Source organism: Collinsella aerofaciens, from assembly GCF_009876115.1.
Lineage (GTDB): Bacteria > Actinomycetota > Coriobacteriia > Coriobacteriales > Coriobacteriaceae > Collinsella > Collinsella aerofaciens_N.
Genome location: NZ_WWSY01000002.1, coordinates 122,096 through 141,801, shown reverse-complemented (window position 1 = coordinate 141,801; position 19,706 = coordinate 122,096). Strand labels below are relative to the sequence as shown.

Genomic DNA, 19,706 nt, shown 5'->3' with positions numbered 1-19,706 from the left:
AAACCTGTAATGCAGGTTGCGTTGCTGATCGTCGGTGTGGCCATGGTGTGCTTTGGCGTTATGCGTGGCGAGGCAGATGCCGTGCTGGCCAAAGCGATTAGGCTGTGCTTGGAGTGTATCGGAATTGGATAAAAGAGAAAACACTGCGTCGCATGTTTTGGCTCGATTTCGCGGATTCATTCAAGCGGCGGCAACACTTATTACCAACATTCACCTGCCAAACTTTGCCAAAGGCGGCATCTATCAGGGCGCGGGAAAAACAGTCTGCGTACCCGGGCTTAACTGCTATTCGTGCCCCGCGGCATCGGGTGCGTGCCCCATCGGGTCGTTCCAGTCGGTAGTAGGTTCATCCAAGTTCAACTTTTCTTACTATGTTACCGGTACGCTCATTTTGCTCGGCGTGCTGCTGGGACGCTTTGTATGCGGCTTTCTGTGCCCGTTTGGCTGGCTGCAGGAGCTGCTTCACAAAATTCCTGGCAAAAAGTTCTCCACGAAAAAGCTCAAGCCGCTCACGTACATCAAGTACGTCGTGCTGCTGTTTGCTGTGGTAGTGCTGCCTGTGCTGGTGGTCAACGATCTGGGGATGGGAGATCCGTTCTTTTGCAAATACATCTGTCCGCAGGGCGTGCTCGAGGGCGCCATTCCTCTGGCCATTGCCAATGCCGGCATTCGATCTGCGTTGGGACAGCTCTTTACTTGGAAACTTGCCGTTCTCATTGCCGTGGTAGTGCTGAGCGTTTTGTTCTATCGCCCCTTCTGCAAATGGATTTGCCCGCTCGGCGCATTCTATGCGCTCATGAATAAGGTGTCCTTGTTGGGGATTCAGGTCGACGCGTGCAAATGCATCTCGTGCGGCAAGTGTTCAAGGGTTTGTCAGATGGACGTTGATGTGGTCCGCGCGCCCAATCATGCCGAATGTATCCGGTGCGGAAAGTGCATTGGGGCCTGCCCCGTCGATGCCATCAGCTATCGCTATGGCCTGGATGTGTCGGCGGAAAAGCTTCCCTTGACTGCCGATAAAAAGTAAACAAGCTTCGACAAAACGGAGGAATGACTATGAAGCTTTCTAAGATTGCGGCCCTGTTTATGGTGCCGGTATTGGCCTTGTGCCTTGTGGCATGTTCGGCGCCCGGTGGCAATGCGAGCGAATCTGCGAGCTCCGATCCTAAGATCGCAGAACTCACTGCGCAGAAGCCGGCCAATGCCGACGAGGCCGCCGAGCTGTATGCGAAGCTCATGCAGAAGGAGAACGAGATCTTTTCGAGTGATAACGCGCTGTGGGAAAAGGTATTCAACGCGGCAAATAAAGACTCGGCAATGATTGAGGATGGCAGCAATTACGGCGATTTCCTGCTCAAGACCATCGACGGCGCTAAGGATGAGTTTACGGCGGATGAGCTTAAGACGCTCAAGGCCGGTGCACAGCAGATCAAGGAGATCGAGGACAAGCTCGAGAGCTTGGAGAAGGAGTTCCCCGGCTGTGGAAGCACGCCGAGCGCAGGCGAGAGCGTCGACGCTTCGACCGCTGGCATGACGGCTGGTGCCAATGCTTCGAGCGAGGCGACGAAGTTCCCCAGCTTTACGGGCAAAGACCTGGATGGCAACGACGTGAACAGCGACGAGCTGTTCTCTAAGAACAAGGTCACCGTCATGAACTTCTGGTTCACCACTTGCAAGCCGTGCGTGGGCGAGCTGGGCGACCTTGAGAAACTGAATCAGGAGCTTGCCGAGAAGGGCGGCCAGGTCGTGGGTGTCAATTCCTTTACGCTCGATGGCAACAAGGGCGAGATTGCAGATGCCAAGGACGTGCTGAGCAAGAAGGGCGTGACATATAAGAACATCTGGTTCAAGTCGGATAGCGAGGCCGGTAAGTTCACATCAAATTTGTTCTCGTTCCCGACAACGTATGTCATCGATCAGAACGGCAACATCGTAGGGGATCCAATCGTGGGAGCCATTAGCTCCGCCGAGCAGCGCGCAGCACTCGACAAGCTTATCGACCAGGCGATTGCGAATAGCGAGCAGTAAAAAACGCGTAAAGCATGGCGAGGATCGTGCGCCGCTGTGCGGAGTAGTCCGCTGCCTTTCAAGATAATCTCCACCATATAGAGGTCCCGCTCGGGGCCTCTTCTTTTGGGTGCCGTCCCGTTCGTTTTTTGGCGCGGTTCGTTGCATTCCTCACTGGTGTCGGTGAAAAATGGGGATAGAGTAGGACAAACGCGTCGAATACGAACGGCGGGGGAGAGCGGGCAGGGTGCCTGCGCAGGAGAGGTTGCCGTCCATGTTGGAGCTCAAAGGTATTTGCAAAAGGTACGTTACGCAGTCGTTTACGCAGGTGGCGCTCGACAACGTAAGCCTGTCTTTTCGCGATAACGAGTTCGTGGCCATTCTGGGTCCCTCGGGCTCGGGCAAAACTACGATGCTCAACGTTATCGGTGGGCTCGATCATTTCGATTCTGGTGACTTGCTGATCGACGGCATATCGACCAAGGACTTTCACGATCGCGATTGGGATGCCTATCGCAATAACCGCATTGGCTTTGTGTTCCAGAGCTATAACCTCATTCCGCATCAGACCATTTTGGAAAACGTGGAGCTGGCGCTTACGCTCACGGGCGTGGGGCATGCCGAGCGCCGCCAGCGTGCGCGCGAGGCGTTGGAGAAAGTCGGCCTGGGCGAGCACATGAACAAGCGCCCGAGCCAGCTATCGGGCGGACAGATGCAGCGCGTGGCCATCGCCCGTGCCCTGATCAACGATCCCGAGATTGTGCTGGCCGACGAGCCGACCGGCGCCTTGGATTCCACAACGTCCGTGCAGGTCATGGACTTGCTCAAGGATGTGGCGCGCGACCGCCTGGTTATTATGGTCACGCACAATCCCGAGCTGGCGTACCAATATGCCACGCGCATCGTCAATCTGGCGGACGGCAAGATCACCGACGATTCCGATCCCTTCGATGCTGCCAAGGCCGCGCGCCGCGAAGCCAAGCCTACGCGCAAAACCTCGATGAGCTTTGTGACGGCGCTGGGGCTTTCTGCTCGAAACCTCATGACCAAGAAGGGCCGTACGGCCATGACGGCCTTTGCGGGCTCGATTGGCATTATCGGTATCGCGGCGATTCTGGCGCTGTCCAACGGCGTAAACGGCTACATCAAAAAGGTCGAGGAGGATACGCTTTCGAGCTACCCGCTCACCATCTCCAAGCAGGACTACGACCTGTCGTCCATGATGGGCGGACAGGGGGCTGTGGATGATGAGGCGTCCAACGGCGAGGATTTATCCGACGACGGCACCGACGGCAAGGCTCCGGGAACCGATAAAATCCCCGTGGTCACGGCCGTAAAGGATATGTTTGCGAGTGTTAAGTCCAACGACATGACGAGCTTTAAGGCATGGCTCGATGCCGGTGGCGACGGCATCGATAAAGAGGTCAACGCCATTCAGTACGGCTATGGCGTAACGCCGGTTGTCTATCGCGCGGGCAAGGGAGACGAGAGGCCTGTCCGGCTGGTGCCCAATGCCATGACCGAGGCCATGAGCGGCGGCGCGAGCTCGGCGGCAACGGTGAGCATGGAATCCATGGGAACCTCGGTCTTTAACGAGATGATTGACGACCAGAGCCTGCTCGACAGCCAGTACGATGTCGTCGCCGGTCATTGGCCCACGTCCGCAAACGAAGCCGTAATGGTGCTTTCGAGCCGCGGTACGGTGGGCGACTATACGCTCTACAGCATCGGTGCGCTGGATATCGATGAGCTCAACGACCTGGTTAACAGCGCCATGACGGCTGACGGTAAGATCGAAACGCCCGAGACCGGCGCCGACTTTACCTACGACGATGCGCTGTCCACGACGTTTAAGGTGCTGTCGCCGGCCGATGCCTATCGCAAAAACGAAGAGACCGGCATGTGGACCGACATGTCTGACGACGCCGACTTTATGGCTGCCAAGGTTGCCGACGGTATTGACGTGCACATTGTGGGCGTGGTGCGACCTAACGAGACGGCCAATGCGAGTGCGTTGTCTCCGGGCATTGCCTATACGCATGCACTGACTCGCCAGCTTATGGAGCGCGCCGCCGATTCGCAGATTGTGCAGGAGCAACTCGCCCACCCCGAGACGGATGTTTTTACGGGCAAAACCTTCGACGAACTGCAAGGCGAGGCCAAGCAAGGCGTGGATCTGGGCAGCATGTTCAGTGTGGACGAGGCGGCGCTCAAGAGCGCGTTCTCGTTCGATACGTCTGCACTTTCGGGTGCGGCCGGCGGTATGGACCTGTCGGGTCTTGACTTGTCCGGGCTGGACATTGACCTTTCGGGCGTTGGCAAGGACATCGACTTCAGCGACATCATGGCAAAAGCGCCAACCCCAGATTTCTCGGGTATCTTTGACGGTCTGGAACTCACGCCCGAGCAAATGCAGCAGGTGGGAACACTAGCCAACCAGCTGTTTGAGGGCTTTTTGCAGTCTGATCAGTTTAAGGCGCTGTCGCCCGAAGATCTTAAGGACGCGTCAAAGCTCTCTGCCGCATTCTCGACGTATCTTGAGAATGATGACACAGCTCAGCAAATCCTGGCCCAGCTCAAAGCGCTCGGCGGCGATGCCCTGGCCGAGCGTCTGCAGCAGGCGATGAGCGACTATGTGCAAAAGCAGCTGGCTCCGTATCTGCAGCAGGCTATGGATCAGGTGATGAAGGCAATCAGCGAGCAGATAGCGTCGACGGTATCATCCCAGCTCAAGGCGGGCGCGGCAGGGCTTATGGACCAGGTGGCGACGCAGATGTCTTCGAGTTTTGCTAACCTGGCGAGCGCCATGCGCGTGGATGCGAGTGCCTTTGCTCATGCCATCCACTTCAACATGGACGCCGAGGACCTGAGCTCGCTCATGATGAGCTATGCGAAGGCGTCGAAGCTCACCTACGACAACAATCTGACCACGTTGGGCTATGCGGACGAGGCAGACCCCATCTCAGTCAAGATTTTCCCGCGTGACTTTGAGGCCAAGGAGCGCGTGCTTGATCACATCGATGCGTACAACAAGCAGGTCAAAGCCGCCGGCCATGATGATCGGGCAATTTCGTACACCGACTACATGGGCATCATTATGGGTTCGGTGACCGACATCGTGAACACCATCAGCTTGGTGCTCATCGCATTCGTGAGTATCAGCCTGGTGGTGAGCTCCATCATGATCGGCATCATCACCTACATCAGCGTACTGGAGCGCAAAAAGGAGATTGGCATCCTGCGCGCGATCGGCGCGTCAAAGCGCAACGTGGCCAACGTATTCAATGCCGAGACCTTTATCGAAGGCCTCATTGCCGGCGTCTTTGCTATTGTCGTCGTGGTGCTCGTGAGCTTCCCGGTCAATGCCTGGGCGCTTGCTGCCAAACAGGTACCCAATCTGATGAGCTTGCCCGTGCAGGATGCGCTGGTGCTCATCGCGATTTCGGTGCTGCTGACGGTTGTCGCCGGCCTGCTGCCGGCCCGTAGCGCATCCAAGAAAGACCCCGTGGAGGCCCTACGCTCCGAATAATGTGACAAAGGGACAGTCCCTTTGTCACATTCATCTCCCTGCACCTAGTTCGTTTTGCCCATCAACGTGATGCGGATGGTCGGATGGGTGTACTCGTCAAACTCGTCCTTGGGATCCGTATCAAACGAGCAATACGCTTTGACGGGGCCGTCATTCGTCCTGATAGAGATTCTCTCGTAGAGCGAGCCGTTCAAAAAAGCCTGCCTAAACTCTTCGGGGAGCTTCTGCGGTGCCAGGAGCTCGGGGCTTGCGGTCTTGACGTCTATGGTTTGGACGGCAGAGGAAAGCTCGTCAAGATCGAGCTCGATGCGGGCGAGGTTGTCCTCGAGGCTCGCGCCGGGGTCGACCTCTGCTGCGTAGCTCACTTCCGTGAGCGTCCCCTTGTTGTCAAAATCCAGGTACGTATAGGTTTTCTGGGCATCGGAGTCGCCGTCGTGCAGATAGCCGCGGACGTGATAGCCGTAGTCTTGATATCGCTCGTAGGGGTTATCGGCGGACACGTACTCGCATGAGGGCTCGAGCGCCTTACGAGCGATGGCGATCTGCTCGGCCGCGGCCGCGGCGTTCTCTTGCATCTCGATGTTTCCCTGCGCCAGCTGTGGGATATAGGCACCGCACACGATTGCGAGGGGCGGCGCCACAAGCGCGACGATCCACTTTTTTGCACGGGGGATGGGCACGCCACAGGCTTCTGCCATGGCCTTTGCGTTGGCAAAGCTCTCGGCAAGCACGTCTGCCGCGGTGGCGACGGCGCCTACGGCAGCGGCGACTTCTGCCGCGCCGCCCAGGTTGCGTGCAGCCTCGTTGTCGCTGTTCTTGAGCAGGCGTGCGGCGGCCTGCGTGCCAACAACGCCTGCGATCTGTGCCGAGCGGTCTTTTTCGCTCTGCTCGACGGCGAGCCGGTACTGCATTTCCTTCCACTGCTTGCCACGCATGCCAAAGCGCGGGGCGAGAGCGCAATAGCAGAATATGACGAGCTCGATGGCGGTGAGCACCAAGGCGGTCATCATGCCCGTCTCTTGGAAGCCTTCGTGATGGAAGACGATGTCGTCGATCATTTCGAAGGGAATGATCAATAAGGGCAGCACGAATGCCATGGCAAGCGCCGCTCCGGCAACCTTGGGGCAGATGCAGTATCGCTGGATGCGCTTACGTTCTTGTTCGCAGAGTGCTGCCATGGCTGGTCCTTGGTGTCGTGGCGGTCGTTGTGGCGCGATGCCGTCATATGTGACTCAGTATAGAGAATCCCGCCATCGGTGAGCGCAGGTCATACGGCAAAAGTGCCACGACTGCCCTGGTTTAGAGCGGGTGCTCCTGTGCCCACGCGATGATGCCGCCCGATACGTATGTGTGCCAAAATAAGCACTCGTATGATGATTTGCAATGTGACAAAGGGACTGTCCCTTTGTCACATTGAGTTGAGAGTGGATGTTGATGTATTTATCGCTGGCCCCTATGGAGGGGATTACCGGGCATGTGTTCCGTCGCGTGCATGCGGAGTGTTTCGGTGCGCTCGATTGTTATTACACGCCGTTTTTGCCGCCGCCGCGCGTGGGCAACCGCTTTGGCGGCAAGGCGTTTAAAGAGGTCGATCCCGCCAATAACCAGGGGCTTAACGTGGTGCCTCAACTGATGTCCAAAAACGCGGACGAGTTTGTGTGGGCGGCGCAGGTGCTCGCCGACATGGGTTACCGCGAGGTCAATCTCAACCTTGGCTGCCCTTCGGGCACGGTTGTCGCCAAGGGGAAGGGTTCGGGCTTTCTGCGCAACTTGGATGAGCTCGAGGTGTTCTTGAGTGACGTGTGCGAGCGGTCGCCGTTGCCGGTATCGGTAAAGACCAGGCTGGGACTGGAGAGCGACGACGAATACGAGCGTGTGCTCGATTTGTATTGCCGTATGCCGTTGGCAGAGCTTATCGTGCACCCGCGCGTGCAAAAGGACCGCTATACGGGATCGCCGCGCAAGGAGTTTTACGGCGAGACGCTGGAGCGTGCGCCGTTTCCCGTGGCCTATAACGGCGACATCTTTGATCTTGAGGACATGGATGCGCTGGTGGAGGCCTATCCCGAAACGTGCCACGTAATGTTGGGGCGCGGCTTGCTTGCGAACCCCGCGCTGGCTCGCATGGTTGCCGGCGGCCCTGCTGCCACGGCGGCTGAGCTGCAGCGCTTCCACGACACGCTGTTTGCGGCGTACGCGGAAGAGATTGGCGGCAATGCGGTCTTTCGCATGAAGGAGTGGTGGTTCTACGCCAAATGCGCCTTCATTGACCCCGCTACCGTTCACAAGCTCGTACGCAAGACTAAAAAGGTCGACGAATACCGCGCCGCCGTCGATCGCGTCTTTCGCGAACAACCACTCGCACCTATAGCCCGCTTCCACGGCTAGTTAGTCATTTGGGGCGTTCTTTATCGACTAGTCATTTAAGAACGCCCCCAACGACAATGTTGCAAAAGCTGTACACCAGCATCCAAAGATGCCGAAAAATGTCGACTTTGGATGCTGACGTACACGTTTGGGTTTGGCGGGGACTAGGCAATCATTGCATCGAGCGTAATGAGCTCCCTGAGCCGCTCCGTGCGTGTCTGCCCATGACGCTTTGCCTTTGCGTCAAACGCCTCAAGAACCGATTCACCCACGCGTGCCGACAAAACAACGCTCGGCTCATCGGAGATCGGCGGCCTTCCCAACTTGATAGTGCGACCCTTTGGCCACTCATCCTTTTCGTATGCCTCTGCGGCCTTTTCCAGCTCTCCGGGAGCAAACCCCATCATCTTCTCGAGCTGCTTAGCGTCCATAGTGCCTCCTATCGATCGATCCCGATTTCTCTGAGCACCTTGCGCGTAGGAGGGACAAGGGCGTGGTAAATGATGTACCCATCTCGATCGGGGCAACATCGAGCGATGAGCTCCATAAGACGGTTTCTTCCATCAAGTCCAACGAGAACGCAATCGATGCCTCCATTTTCAAGATCACGCCTGAGCCATGCGAAAGCGGAGTTCCAGGCGCAGGTAATATCCGTCTCCGTCAGCCCGTGTTTGAGGGCATGGGGGTGGATTGCGATGAGCTCCATAAGGGCCTCTCTTTTTGTATACAGTTTTGTAGACAAAAATGCAAGCAGTTAATACGGTTAAGCAGCCTGTTTTGATTGAATTTCTCGATGTAAAGTCGTCACCGGAGAACCCACCGCTTCTTCGCTTCTCAGCTCGGCATGTGAGCGTCCATTGAACTCCCACAGGGGGGGGGTGTTTTCGTAGGCTATTGTGAGGAGCTTGGAGACCTTGATTATCTTCGCCTGTTCGTAAAAATCGGGTCGTACGACGATCAATAAAAATTCGGCATCTTCGATTGTTTGTTGCGCTGTCGGCATGCCATTGAGACCAATAGAGCGCAAGAGCTTTGCCATGATGAAATCGAACTCGTCCTCTCTTGTGTGAAGGCTTGCGGCGCTAAGTTTGAAATCTTTCAAAATATACTGTTTGAGATATTCAACGGCTCGTGTGTAGCTGGCATATCCGCAAACGACGTCCTCATAATCGAGCAGTTTAATCGAATGCTGCTTATGACCAGCGAATATAGCTGCCTTTTTGCTCTGAACGCGTCGTTCGCGCAGCGAACGCATTTCCTTGGTGTACTCGCTATGGCGTTCGTATTTTCGATAACAATATCCGTAGTCGTCGTAGTAATAAGGGTTATCTTCAATCGTGTCGTCTAGTTCTGGCGCTATGAGGTACAGCTCTCCGTCCTTGGATAACATACAGGGGTTGTCGATGCGTCCCGACTCGTCTCTGATTTTCCAAATGGTTTCATGTACTTCGAATATCGAGACTGGTTTGGGAGCGTATGAATTGTAGAGCTCAACAAACTTCTCGAGCGAAATGATTCCGCAGGCATCCGTATAAGCGCGGGCAAAGCGCCAAACTTCTTGGTTCGATTCGAGCTCGCGGAATTCCCTGTTGCTTGGAGCATCTTGCGGACTCTGGTATCTGGCGTGAAGCGCGATGTGCGATGAGGACCACCTGTTGTCGGCCGCGACGTTCATGAGCTCTAGGCGCAGGTGCTCGTTTGCGACGCGAGCGAGCGACTCATAGTGAGTTAGGTCAAGCTCTGATCGAAAGGGAGCGCCTTTGGGAACAGCGCGAGCGAGCTTAATGCAGCGTGTGAGATAGGATTGTCCTAGGCGAGGGCCATAGTGCTTGTGTAGATGAGCGCCGACGGGGGAGAGCAGCCCTTTGAGATTGGTAACGGGATATCCGGCAGTCTCTTGTTCGAGACGGCGCCCGATGAGCAATGCCCCCTCAAGCGAAGTCTCATGATCGATGCCCTTTTGATTGAGACTCTTGGCTTCAACGATTCTGCTGATATCTGAGCGGGCGCTTGAAACGGTGTCGGACGTAAAGGTTGGAATCTTTTTTGCCATAACGATGCACTCCTGTGTGACTCACGGATAACGGAAACGTTTGGTTGTGAGTGCCGTTCTTTGATGGCGACGGCGAACAGGAGCGCGGCCTGCCTGAGACGGGCGAGTGCGGTAACCACTGATCTTACTTACCGAGCTCGCTCCAGCGTGTCATTGGGGACCTCCGCAGGAGCTCTCGACTCGTCTCATGCCTTGAGGTGAGTATAGCATAAAAGCAAACGTATGTTCTATAAAATTGAGAAACTGAATTCCTACCTACTCATTTAAGTACGTCCCCAATGAGTGAAACTACTCATTTAAGTGCGTCCCCAATGAGTGCTAGAGCAGGTGCTCCTGTACCCATGCGATGATGTCGCTCGATTCGTAGAGTGGTTTGCCGTCGATGAACAGGCAGGGAACCTGGCGTTTTCCGCCGACGGTGATGAGTGTCTGCTCGGCATCGGAATCGGTCGAGATATTGCGCTCAGGGATGGTCACGCCGTTATCTGCCAGAAAGCGCTTGACCTTTATGCAATACGGGCAGCCGGTCATAACGTACAACACGAGCTCATGATCAGTAGCCATGGTGTCTCCAATCGGTTGAGGTTTCGGTTGAGATACCCAAAGCCGCCGCAGTCTATGCGTGAGTCAGCGATGACTCGATTGCCTGAACCAGAAATGCCGTGGCGCCGGCGCCGCAGGGCTTGTCGTAGTAGTCAACAAAGCGCTGATCGGCAAGATAGCCGTGGGCGAGGCCCAGGTACGCTTCGTTCTGGGGTTCGCGTCCCCAGTTAAGGCCAATCCATCGACGGTGCATTGCGACAAGTTTGTGGGCATCGTTACTCTCTGGATCGCCGTCGCCCATGGCAATCGAGAGCTGACCCAGAATAGCGCGTTCAAGTTCCTTCATGTCGTTCCATGTCTGAGGGTCCATGTCCAGTAACGTTTCGTTTGCTGCGTCGATCGCCTCGTCTCCGTAGCGTGCCCGCGCTTCGGCGCCGTAGCGCTCCTCGTTTTCCTGCACGGTGCGCCAGCGCTCCAGTTGTGGCAGGACGGCGCCCATGAGCGAGACGGCTTCGTCGAGCGACATACCGGTGTTTTGTGCCAGCCGCGGGGCACAGTCCTCAATCATCGCCTCCATCGTGGTCTCGTAGGTGTACTGGCCGTGGTCGTAGCACCACTTGCAGTAATGATCGGTCGCGGTGCCCGCAGCATCGGTGCCGCAGTCGTCGGGCGTGAGTATCATGCCGCAGCTCTGACAATAGTGCTCGGGCATTTCGAGCAGGTGGGACAGCGGCTCGCCGGTCACGGCGGCAATGAGCTTCATCATGTCGATACCCGGTGTGACCTCGCCGCGTTCCCAACGGCTGACGGCTTGGCGTGTGACGAAGAGCTTGGCGGCGAGCTGCTCTTGGGTAAGGTGATGGGCGCGACGGACAGCAATGAGCTTTTCTGCAAAGGCCATAACGGCTCCTTTCTGCTTTCTGCTGGTTGATGGCTTAAGCATACGCGGCAGTAGGCGCCCTTCCAAGCAACCGTTGGTTGCATGCAGATGACGATGAGAGGGGATCGCGGCCCGTCGCCCGCGCGCCCATGCCGTACAATGACCGGCATGGAACCTATTGCACACATACATACCGACCTGCCGCAGAAGTTCGGCATCCCGCGCAACAGCTTTTTGGCGCCCCATCTGCAGGGGCGCATCGTTTTTGAGCCGGAATTTGCCTCCAACGCAGCGGTTGAGGGTCTGGACTCCTTCTCCCACCTATGGCTGCTCTGGCGCTTCGAAAACGGCACGCCCGGCGGCACGGCCAAGGATATTGCCGCCGATGCCAAGACGCGGGACAGGTCCGGCACCAATGCCAAGTGGTCGAAAACCGTACGCCCGCCGCGCCTGGGCGGAGCCGAGCGCGTGGGCGTGTTTGCCACGCGCAGTCCGTTTCGCCCTAATCCCATCGGGCTCACCTGCGTCAAGCTCGATTGTGTCGAGCTCACCGACGATGGTCCGATTATCCATGTGCTGGGGGCCGACCTGCGCGACGGCACGCCCATCTACGACATTAAGCCCTACATTCCGTTTGCCGACTGCCACCCGGATGCGACCGGAGGCTGGATTGAGGATGCTCCGTGGCAAGAGCTCGACGTCGAGTTTCCGCAAGCGCTACAGGATATGGTCCCGCCCGCAAAGATTCCTGGCTTGGTTGAGGTTCTTCGCCAAGATCCGCGCCGCGCGGGTAGCAAGCACGAGCCAAACCGCATTTACCATTTGGCTTACGCTGGGCTCGACATATCGTTTACGGTCGACGGAACCAGGTTGACGATAACCGCCATCACCGACGCGCGAGACTAACCAGCCATTCGTCCGCACCCGTCAAATTAAGCGCCAAACCCCATGCCAAAACCGCCCATGCTGGTGGACAATAACGCCTACCAAAACAATCCGCTTTGCACGGGAGCTCAGCATGAAATACGACTTCACTTCAATCATCGACCGCCACGGCATGGACGCCATCACCGTTGACTCCTGGGGAGAAATTCCCGGCATGGCTCCGAACGCACCCGACGAGGGCTTCGACCGCATTCCCATGTGGGTGGCCGACATGAATTTTGCCACGGTGCCCACGGTCCAGGAGCACATCATTCAGCGTGCCCAGCATCCCATGTTTGGCTATTTCGATCCGCGCGACGAGTACTTCGACCGCATCATCGAATGGCAGAGCCGCCGCAATGGCGTCGAGGGCTTGGCGCCGGAGCATATCGGCTACGAAAACGGCGTACTGGGCGGTGTTGTGTCGACGCTGCGCGCGTATGTGCAGCCGGGCGATGCGGTGCTGGTCCACAGTCCCACCTATATCGGCTTTACCAAGTCCATCGAAGCCGCGGGCTATCGTATTGTTCACAGCCCGCTTAAGCTCGACGAACAGGGCGTGTGGCGTATGGACTTTGAGGACATGGAGCGCAAGCTCGCCCAAAACCACATCCATGCCGCGGTGTTCTGCTCGCCGCACAACCCCTGTGGCCGCGTATGGGAGCGCGACGAGATCGAGCGTGCTATGGACATCTATCGCCAGCATGATTGCGTGGTGATCTCGGACGAGATTTGGTCCGATATCATCCTGCCGGGTCACAAGCATATCCCGACGCAGTCGGTGAGCGAGGATGCCCGCATGCGCACGGTTGCCCTCTATGCACCCAGCAAGACGTTCAACCTGGCGGGCCTGGTCGGCAGCTATCACATCATCTATAACGAGACGCTGCGCGACCGCGTGTGCGCCGTGTCCAACAAGACTCACTACAACGAGATGAACGTCCTTTCCATGCATGCGCTTATCGGTGCCTATCAGCCGCAGGGCTACGAGTGGCTCGATGAGCTCAACGAGGTCATCGAGGGCAACGTTGACTACTTCTGCGACTACGTTGACAAGCATTTTGCGGGCGTGTCCTATTCGCGTCCGCAGGGCACCTACATGGTGTTTCTGGACTGCACCGAGTGGTGCCGCGAGCATGGCCGCGATATTCAGTGGCTGCTCGACGAGGGGGCGCGCGTGGGCGTGGGGTATCAGGACGGCCGTCCCTTCCACGGGCCCTGCCACATTCGCGTGAATCTGGCGCTGCCGCTTTCGCGCGTAAGGGAAGCGTGCGACCGCCTGGACCGCTACGTTTTTGGGGTATAGGGGGCGCTCGATTCGAGTGCTGCCCCATGCGCCCACGCCGTCAAAATGCGTGGGCGCATGGGGCGCAGAGGGTAGCGAGCGCGTTTTCCGCATTCGCTACTTTTCATGAATCTGCTTGCCGCAAAGATGCTCAATCGAAATCTCGTAGAGTTGGACGCCCTTGATGTCTTTGGCGATCTCCTCCTCGACTTCTTCGGCAGAAGGGTAGTACTTAAGCGCGAGCTGACGGACTTTGTCCTCGATAAACGCGGGCGCTTCATCTACCAGGCGACAACGACCAAAGACAACGGTACTCATAACGTAGGGAGCCCAGTCGCCGTCCTTGTACCACTCGTTGCCGTAAACGGTAAAGCAGGTCTTGTCATCGCGCTTGAGTGCGTCGACCTTGTGGCCGGCCTTGGCGCCATGGAAATAAATCTTGTCGTGCTCGGCGTCGAAGAAGTAGTTGACGGGAATGGCATAGGGGTAGCCATCGTCGCCGTTGACGGCAAAGACGCCGCGCTTACAGGTGGCGAGCAACTCGCGTGCTTCCTCGTCGGTGATGGCGCGTTTCTTTCGACGTAAGGGCCTAAACATCGTTGGCTTCCTTTCTACTGCGCATGGTGGTTGAGCACAAACTATAGCGAAACAGCCCCGTTTTTCTTGATACAGGCGAGTATGTTTTTGAGCTTGTTAAAGTCGAGCGGTTTGGGCAGATGGGCGTTCATGCCGGCGTCGTGCGCCGCCTTGGCGTCTTCGGCAAAGGCGTTGGCGGTGAGCGCGATGATGGGGATGTCGGCCGCATCGGCCTTTTCGCTCAGGCGGATCGCGCGGGTTGCCTCGTAGCCGTCCATGCCCGGCATCATGATGTCCATTAGAATCGCATCGAAGCTACCCGCGGGACGGCCAACGTATAGGTCGACCGCTTCGTTGCCGTCGGCGGCGCGAGTTACGACGATGCCCTCGCTTTCGAGCAGAGCCTGGGCAATCTCGGCATTGAGCTCGTTATCTTCTGCCAAAAGAACGTTCATGTCGGCAAGCGAGCAACTGTATGCCTGCTCGTCTGTACGTTCTTTTGCCTGAGGGTTCTTGTCGATCTCGAGCGGAATCTGGACGTTAAACGTACTTCCCACGCCAACTTCACTCGAAATCTCAATCGTGCCGCCCATCATGTCGATGAGCGATTTGACGATTGGCATGCCCATGCCGGTTCCCTGGAATTTGCTGCGTGCATCGTCACCTTCCTGGGCAAACGGTTCATAGATATGCTTTAAAAACTCGGGAGCCATGCCAATGCCGGTATCCGAAACGCTAAAGCAAAAGAGCGCGCGCCCGTTATCGAGTGGCTTGGTCTGTGAGCTAAAGGTGACGGAGCCGCCGTGCCTGTTGTACTTAATGCTGTTGTCTAGCAGGTTGATTATGATACGTCGGATATGGGTGGGACTGCCGATCATGTATGGCCCCGTGGCGTACGGCAGGCTATTGTCCTGCATTGTGATGCCGCTACCGGACGCGCGGAGCTTGCACAGCACCAGCGCATCGTCACAGAGCTCTTTGAGGTTAAAAGGCGCATGTTCCAGTGTTAGCTTGTGGTCTTCGATTTTGCCCATCTCGAGGATATCGTTGATTAGCGAGAGCAGGTGATTGGCGGCAACACGCGCCTTGGCACGGCTCTCGCGGGCGACCTGGATATCGCCTTCCTTCAATTCCTCGATCTCGATAAGGCCCAGGATGCCATTGAGCGGCGTGCGGATGTCGTGGCTCATGCGCGTGAGGAAAGCGGTTTTGGCGGCGTTGGCGGCATCGGCTTTCTGCCGTTCCTCCTGTGCGCGGTAAAGCGACCAGACAAGGATGACGATGCCGGTGAGCAAAATGCAGATGACAACTGCCGCAATGACGATGCGGTTGCGGTAGAGAAGTCGGAACGCATCCGATTCTTGCGCCGAGTACGATGTGGGGAAATAGCTGTTTGCAGAGAGCGATTCACCTGCATTGACGATGCCCTTATTGATGATTCCCAGCAGCTCGGGCTTGCCGCGCGAAATTAAACACGATAGTTGCGCCGTGTTGGTGAGTTCCTGTGTTTCGAAATCCTCGATGTCGTAGATGTCGCGGAGAGTTTCCAGGCGCGTGCTGGGGACAATGATGCAACGTGCCTTCCCCTCATTGAGGGCTTTGAGCACCTCGCCGTCATTCGAATACTCGGTTACCGTTGCGTTCGGAAAGAGACTTTCGAGCTCAAAACGGTTAACGATTGTGCTCTTTGTACAAGCGATGTTCTTAAGGTCTCTGTTCAGGTTTTTGCCACTGTGAATGGCGGTCAGCGAAACCGTTCCCATCGAGTTTGACTGGATGACCCCTGTCTGCTCGGCGAGCCAGTAGTCGCGAAACAACGGCAGGGCGACATCGATGGTTCCGTTGGAAAGGGCTTTGATCATTTGCTTGTTGTTCGAGAGTGCGATTGTTTTGACCGTAATGCCAAACTTGTCGTGCAACGTCGTTGCAAGCGAGGCGAGCGACCCTTCCATCTCGCCGTCGTCATTTTGCGTACAGTAGGGAAGTTGGTTTTTAAGATAGCCGAGCGTGATGGTATTGCCGTTTTCTTTGAGCCAGGTGGTCTCGGTGCCGGTGAGCGATGACGAGCCACTGTTTTGGGTCGAGTAACTCGATTTGACTTCCTCGTTATAGCGCGGGTTATCGCGAGCGATGGTCGTCATGGCGGCGTTGATGTCGTTCATCAGATCAGGGCGGCTTTTGGGAACGGCAAAATAGTAGTCGCTCGAGCCTACGTAGAACATGGGTGACGCATCGGGCGACGAAATGGTGTCGTTCATGATGACGGCGTCGACCTCGCCGTCTGCAAGCGCCTCAAAGAGGGCACTGCCGGTGTCGATTTTTTTATAGGTGCAGGTAACGCCTTCGTCGGCGAGCCACTGCTGGCCGACGATAGTTTGCATAACGCCAGGGCTGCAGCCGATGGTGAGGCCTTGGAGCGCCTGGGGGTCACCCTTGGCCAGGCCGTCGCGGTCGGGCCTGGCGTAGATGTAGTAGCGCTCGGTGCCCTCGGGGTTCGAGGAAAAGAGCAGCTTCTGCTCGCGTTCTGCCGAATACGAGATGTTGGGCATGAGGTCGATTTCGCCTGCCTCGAGCATGTCCATAAGCTCGGAGAAGGTGCCGCTGACGTATTCGTATTGCCAGCCCTTTGTGTAATACGAGAGGGTCTGGAGGTACTCGTAGCCCCATCCCGAGAGGCGCTCGCCCGGCGTGCCCTCCTGGAAGCCTTTGTTGTTGACGAGCCAACCAACGCGGACCGTCTTGACCTGCTGGTCGGAGTCGGTGGCAAAGGCGGGGGCGGGCATGATGGTGCTCAGTATGGCGAGTGCGGCAAGCGCGACGGCCAGGGTGCGGCGTAGGGCTAAGCGAAGGACGGCGGAAGGTTTCACATGAAATCCTATCGAGTTGAGATAGTTTCGCATAAGGATACCAGCTCAGCATGCTTAGTCGGCAGCTGAGCCGCTAAACGGTTCCGCCCGGCAGTTGGGGAACAGTCCCTTTCTGCCGGCACAAAAGGAACGTCCCTAGCTGTCGGTTGCCCAAGTGCCGGTTGTGGGACAATACCGAGCGAATGTGATGGGGCGTCTGGGAAAAGGGGTCGCGATGAACAAGTTGAGGACGCTTGCCGATGTTTTGCGCCAGGCTGGCTTTGCGCGCATCACGGGCCTGTTCCTTATCTTCTATCTGCTGTGCTCGACGGCTGTCTGGCTGTCCGAGCCCACGACCCTTACGTTTGGCGATGGTCTCTGGTTTAGCTTTGAGACGGTCTCGACCATCGGCTTTGGCGATATCCCGGCCGAAACGCCGGTCGCCCGCGCTATTACCGTCGTCCTGAGCGTTATTAGCATCTTCTACATTGCCATGCTCACGGGCGTGGCGGTGAACTACTGCAATACGCTCATTAAACTGCGCCAAAAGGACACCATGGCGCGCTTTATGGACGATCTTGAGCATTTGGAAGAGCTCGATCGTGACGAGCTCGCTGACCTGTCGCGCCGCGTGCGCGAGTATCGTCGCCGGCAACGATAGAACGGGTGCCGCGCGTCACGACGAGGGGGATTGCATATGAACATCACGGTGTACCTGGGCGCGAGCGTCGGCAACGACCCGGCGTTTCTGCCTGCAGTGCGAGAGCTCGGCACGTGGATTGGCTCCAACGGCCACGCGCTGGTATACGGCGGCTCCAAGTCGGGCCTGATGGGCACGCTTGCCGATAGCGTGCTCGAGGCGGGTGGACACGTGACGGGTGTTGAGCCGAGCTTTTTTATTGAGGCAGAGTTTCAACACGACGGTATTGACGACCTCATCGTGACAAGCGACATGGCCGAGCGTAAGGCCAAGATGATCGAGCTCGGCGACGCGTTCATCGCCTTCCCGGGCGGTACGGGCACGCTCGAGGAGATTGCCGAGGTCATGTCCGCCGTGTCGTTGGGGCACTTGAGTGCGCCGTGCATCCTGTACAACCTCGGGGGCTACTACAACGATCTTAAGGCGCTGCTCGAGCACATGATTGATAAAGGACTTTCGAGCCCGCAGCGCCAGCAGGGGATTTACTTTGCCGATAACCTGCACCAGATCGCATCGATTATCGGCAGCTAAGCCTTGGACTTACACGTGCGGCGCCCAATGGCGCCGTTCGCGGCGTGGATGGTTGGCCCGCCCTCGCTATGCCCGTCTTACAATAAAACGTATCCTTGTCGACTTTGACCACGGGAGGCCCCGATGGATAGCCTTGCAAAACCCAAAAACCGTGCGCTGTTTTTAGTTAGCGTTGCCGTGACCGGTGCGTTCGCAGGCGCCGCGGTCTGGCTGTTCTTTTTTGCGATGGAGCACGGTATCGACTATCTATGGACCGAGATTCCGCACGCGCTGGGCGTCGCTTCGCCCGAGCTTGCCAGCGGCCCGTTTGGCTTTCTGCCGTACCCGTTTTTCGTCTGCTTACTGGGCGGCCTGCTGATCGGTCTGTACGAAAAGATTACGGGCACCAAGACCGACGACCTTAACCAGGTGATGGCCAAGGTCAAACAAGACGGACGCTACCCGTATGACAATCTGGGCAAGCTTTCGCTCGCGGCATTGCTGCCGCTGCTGTTTGGCGGAAGTATTGGACCGGAGGCCGGCCTGACCGGCGTTATCGCGGGTCTGTGCAGCTGGGTCGGCGACCGCATGCGTCGCTTTGGCGCCGAGTTTAGGGAGCTCACGCTGCTGGGCACCCAGGCTGCCCTGACGGCGCTCTTTACCGCGCCCGTCTTTGGCTTTGTGGCACCGCTTGCCGGTAGCGCCGACGGCGACGAGGACCCCGCATCCGATGAGATCACCATCAAGCTCCCTAAGGCGCAAAAGACTGTGGTCTACGGCATTGCGATTGCCGGCGGTCTGGGCACCTACCTGCTGCTTGGCCAGCTTGTGGGCGGCGGCATGGGCATGCCCAGGTTCGAGTCCGCCGAGGTGGGCAACCTGGAACTTGTCTGGCTCATTCCTCTGTCGCTGATCGGAACAATCTGCGGCTGGCTATACTTTGTCTCTGAGCATGCAAGCGAGGCACTGTCCCATGCCATAGGGGAGCGCCCTGTCGTCAAGGCAATGCTGGCTGGTCTGACCCTCGCTATCTGCGGCACGGTTTTGCCCTACACCATGTTTGCCGGCGAGACCCAAGCCGACGTGCTTATGGAGACCTATCTGACCATCCCCGCCGGCGTGCTTATCGCGACCGGTCTTGTTAAGGCCATGCTGACACCCGCCCTCATCAACCTTGGTTGGCGCGGCGGCCACTTCTTCCCGGTTATCTTCTCGGGCGTAAGCCTGGGCTACGGCCTTGCCATCCTCACCGGTGCCGATCCGGTCTTTTGCGTCGCCGTCTGCACGGCATCGACGATGGGCGCGGTCATGCGTCAGCCCGTCATGGTCGTGGGCCTGCTGCTCATGTGCTTCCCGCTCAAGGGTATCGTCTGCATGATCATCGCCGCCGTTATCGCCGCCGGCATTCCGCTGCCCAAGCCGCTGCGCAAGTAGCGTATTGCGCTTTGTGTTTGTTCAGAACTCGTTTTAAAGAAGCCGCGCGAGG

The 19,706-nt window shown here is 57.4% G+C and carries 17 protein-coding genes; 10 read left to right on the top strand and 7 right to left on the bottom strand.

The window, feature by feature from the left end; genetic code table 11:
• Positions 1–9 precede the first annotated feature (9 nt).
• The 4 genes from GT571_RS10235 to GT571_RS02520 all read left to right on the top strand — a co-directional run bounded on the left by GT571_RS10235 (position 10) and on the right by GT571_RS02520 (position 5,536).
• Positions 10–132, top strand: a complete 123-nt coding sequence (locus GT571_RS10235; protein ID WP_152068672.1) for a CD1871A family CXXC motif-containing protein — start codon at positions 10–12, stop codon at positions 130–132.
• Positions 77–1,027 (top strand): 4Fe-4S binding protein, encoded by a 951-nt coding sequence (locus tag GT571_RS02530; RefSeq protein WP_204987187.1) that lies wholly within the window; start codon positions 77–79, stop codon positions 1,025–1,027. The genes GT571_RS10235 and GT571_RS02530 overlap by 56 nt, the downstream gene beginning before the upstream one ends.
• 29 nt (positions 1,028–1,056) lie before the next feature.
• On the top strand, positions 1,057–2,028 hold the full coding sequence (locus GT571_RS02525; protein ID WP_040358702.1) for a TlpA family protein disulfide reductase: 972 nt from the start codon (positions 1,057–1,059) through the stop codon (positions 2,026–2,028).
• 253 nt (positions 2,029–2,281) lie between these two features.
• The gene (locus GT571_RS02520; protein WP_161155265.1) at positions 2,282–5,536 is read left to right on the top strand and encodes an ATP-binding cassette domain-containing protein; all 3,255 of its coding nucleotides are present in this window, start codon (positions 2,282–2,284) and stop codon (positions 5,534–5,536) included.
• A gap of 44 nt (positions 5,537–5,580) precedes the next feature.
• On the opposite strand, the gene GT571_RS02515 is transcribed toward GT571_RS02520, so the two are convergent.
• Positions 5,581–6,714: a hypothetical protein gene (locus GT571_RS02515; protein ID WP_161155264.1), complete on the bottom strand. Its 1,134-nt coding sequence runs from the start codon at positions 6,712–6,714 to the stop codon at positions 5,581–5,583.
• Positions 6,715–6,970: 256 nt separating this feature from the next.
• On the opposite strand from GT571_RS02515, the gene GT571_RS02510 reads away from it, so the two are divergent.
• On the top strand, positions 6,971–7,924 hold the full coding sequence (locus tag GT571_RS02510) for a tRNA dihydrouridine synthase (RefSeq protein ID WP_161155263.1): 954 nt from the start codon (positions 6,971–6,973) through the stop codon (positions 7,922–7,924).
• 143 nt (positions 7,925–8,067) lie between these two features.
• On the opposite strand, the gene GT571_RS02505 is transcribed toward GT571_RS02510, so the two are convergent.
• The 4 genes from GT571_RS02505 to GT571_RS02485 form a co-directional block, all read right to left on the bottom strand.
• Positions 8,068–8,334: a ribbon-helix-helix protein, CopG family gene (locus GT571_RS02505; RefSeq protein WP_161155262.1), complete on the bottom strand. Its 267-nt coding sequence runs from the start codon at positions 8,332–8,334 to the stop codon at positions 8,068–8,070.
• Positions 8,335–8,666: 332 nt separating this feature from the next.
• On the bottom strand, positions 8,667–9,956 hold the full coding sequence (locus tag GT571_RS02495; protein WP_161155260.1) for a DUF1016 domain-containing protein: 1,290 nt from the start codon (positions 9,954–9,956) through the stop codon (positions 8,667–8,669).
• Between the two features lie 318 nt (positions 9,957–10,274).
• Positions 10,275–10,520 carry a glutaredoxin family protein gene (locus GT571_RS02490; protein WP_161155259.1) on the bottom strand — a complete coding sequence of 82 codons (246 nt, stop codon included), beginning with the start codon at positions 10,518–10,520 and terminating at the stop codon, positions 10,275–10,277.
• A 52-nt stretch (positions 10,521–10,572) separates the two neighbouring features.
• Positions 10,573–11,400, bottom strand: a complete 828-nt coding sequence (locus GT571_RS02485) for a TipAS antibiotic-recognition domain-containing protein (RefSeq protein ID WP_161155257.1) — start codon at positions 11,398–11,400, stop codon at positions 10,573–10,575.
• A 147-nt stretch (positions 11,401–11,547) separates the two neighbouring features.
• Here GT571_RS02485 and tsaA point away from each other — a divergent pair, with 147 nt between their 5' ends.
• Entirely contained in the window at positions 11,548–12,285 is a 738-nt protein-coding gene (tsaA, locus tag GT571_RS02480) for a tRNA (N6-threonylcarbamoyladenosine(37)-N6)-methyltransferase TrmO (RefSeq protein ID WP_240136084.1), read from the top strand.
• 112 nt (positions 12,286–12,397) lie between these two features.
• Positions 12,398–13,609: a MalY/PatB family protein gene (locus GT571_RS02475; protein ID WP_161155253.1), complete on the top strand. Its 1,212-nt coding sequence runs from the start codon at positions 12,398–12,400 to the stop codon at positions 13,607–13,609.
• Between the two features lie 96 nt (positions 13,610–13,705).
• On the opposite strand, the gene GT571_RS02470 is transcribed toward GT571_RS02475, so the two are convergent.
• Positions 13,706–14,185, bottom strand: coding sequence for a pyridoxamine 5'-phosphate oxidase family protein (locus GT571_RS02470; RefSeq protein WP_161155251.1), 480 nt, complete (start codon positions 14,183–14,185; stop codon positions 13,706–13,708).
• 41 nt (positions 14,186–14,226) lie between these two features.
• Entirely contained in the window at positions 14,227–17,031 is a 2,805-nt protein-coding gene (locus tag GT571_RS02465) for an ATP-binding protein (protein WP_161155249.1), read from the bottom strand.
• Between the two features lie 214 nt (positions 17,032–17,245).
• On the opposite strand from GT571_RS02465, the gene GT571_RS02460 reads away from it, so the two are divergent.
• From GT571_RS02460 to GT571_RS02450, 3 genes are all read left to right on the top strand, one after another.
• Positions 17,246–17,671, top strand: coding sequence for a potassium channel family protein (locus GT571_RS02460; RefSeq protein ID WP_158550201.1), 426 nt, complete (start codon positions 17,246–17,248; stop codon positions 17,669–17,671).
• 36 nt (positions 17,672–17,707) lie between these two features.
• Positions 17,708–18,241, top strand: a complete 534-nt coding sequence (locus tag GT571_RS02455; protein WP_161155247.1) for an LOG family protein — start codon at positions 17,708–17,710, stop codon at positions 18,239–18,241.
• 123 nt (positions 18,242–18,364) lie between these two features.
• Positions 18,365–19,654 (top strand): chloride channel protein, encoded by a 1,290-nt coding sequence (locus tag GT571_RS02450; protein WP_161155245.1) that lies wholly within the window; start codon positions 18,365–18,367, stop codon positions 19,652–19,654.
• The last annotated feature ends 52 nt before the right edge of the window (positions 19,655–19,706 follow it).

Excerpts from the sequence above, each read along its gene's own strand:
- GT571_RS10235 (WP_152068672.1), top strand. The coding sequence starts at position 10 with ATGCAGGTTGCGTTGCTGATCGTCGGTGTGGCCATGGTGTGCTTTGGC.
- GT571_RS02530 (WP_204987187.1), top strand. The coding sequence starts at position 77 with ATGCCGTGCTGGCCAAAGCGATTAGGCTGTGCTTGGAGTGTATCGGAA.
- GT571_RS02525 (WP_040358702.1), top strand. The coding sequence starts at position 1,057 with ATGAAGCTTTCTAAGATTGCGGCCCTGTTTATGGTGCCGGTATTGGCC.
- GT571_RS02520 (WP_161155265.1), top strand. The coding sequence starts at position 2,282 with ATGTTGGAGCTCAAAGGTATTTGCAAAAGGTACGTTACGCAGTCGTTT.
- GT571_RS02515 (WP_161155264.1), bottom strand. The coding sequence starts at position 6,714 with ATGGCAGCACTCTGCGAACAAGAACGTAAGCGCATCCAGCGATACTGC.
- GT571_RS02510 (WP_161155263.1), top strand. The coding sequence starts at position 6,971 with ATGTATTTATCGCTGGCCCCTATGGAGGGGATTACCGGGCATGTGTTC.
- GT571_RS02505 (WP_161155262.1), bottom strand. The coding sequence starts at position 8,334 with ATGGACGCTAAGCAGCTCGAGAAGATGATGGGGTTTGCTCCCGGAGAG.
- GT571_RS02495 (WP_161155260.1), bottom strand. The coding sequence starts at position 9,956 with ATGGCAAAAAAGATTCCAACCTTTACGTCCGACACCGTTTCAAGCGCC.
- GT571_RS02490 (WP_161155259.1), bottom strand. The coding sequence starts at position 10,520 with ATGGCTACTGATCATGAGCTCGTGTTGTACGTTATGACCGGCTGCCCG.
- GT571_RS02485 (WP_161155257.1), bottom strand. The coding sequence starts at position 11,400 with ATGGCCTTTGCAGAAAAGCTCATTGCTGTCCGTCGCGCCCATCACCTT.
- tsaA (WP_240136084.1), top strand. The coding sequence starts at position 11,548 with ATGGAACCTATTGCACACATACATACCGACCTGCCGCAGAAGTTCGGC.
- GT571_RS02475 (WP_161155253.1), top strand. The coding sequence starts at position 12,398 with ATGAAATACGACTTCACTTCAATCATCGACCGCCACGGCATGGACGCC.
- GT571_RS02470 (WP_161155251.1), bottom strand. The coding sequence starts at position 14,185 with ATGTTTAGGCCCTTACGTCGAAAGAAACGCGCCATCACCGACGAGGAA.
- GT571_RS02460 (WP_158550201.1), top strand. The coding sequence starts at position 17,246 with ATGAACAAGTTGAGGACGCTTGCCGATGTTTTGCGCCAGGCTGGCTTT.
- GT571_RS02455 (WP_161155247.1), top strand. The coding sequence starts at position 17,708 with ATGAACATCACGGTGTACCTGGGCGCGAGCGTCGGCAACGACCCGGCG.
- GT571_RS02450 (WP_161155245.1), top strand. The coding sequence starts at position 18,365 with ATGGATAGCCTTGCAAAACCCAAAAACCGTGCGCTGTTTTTAGTTAGC.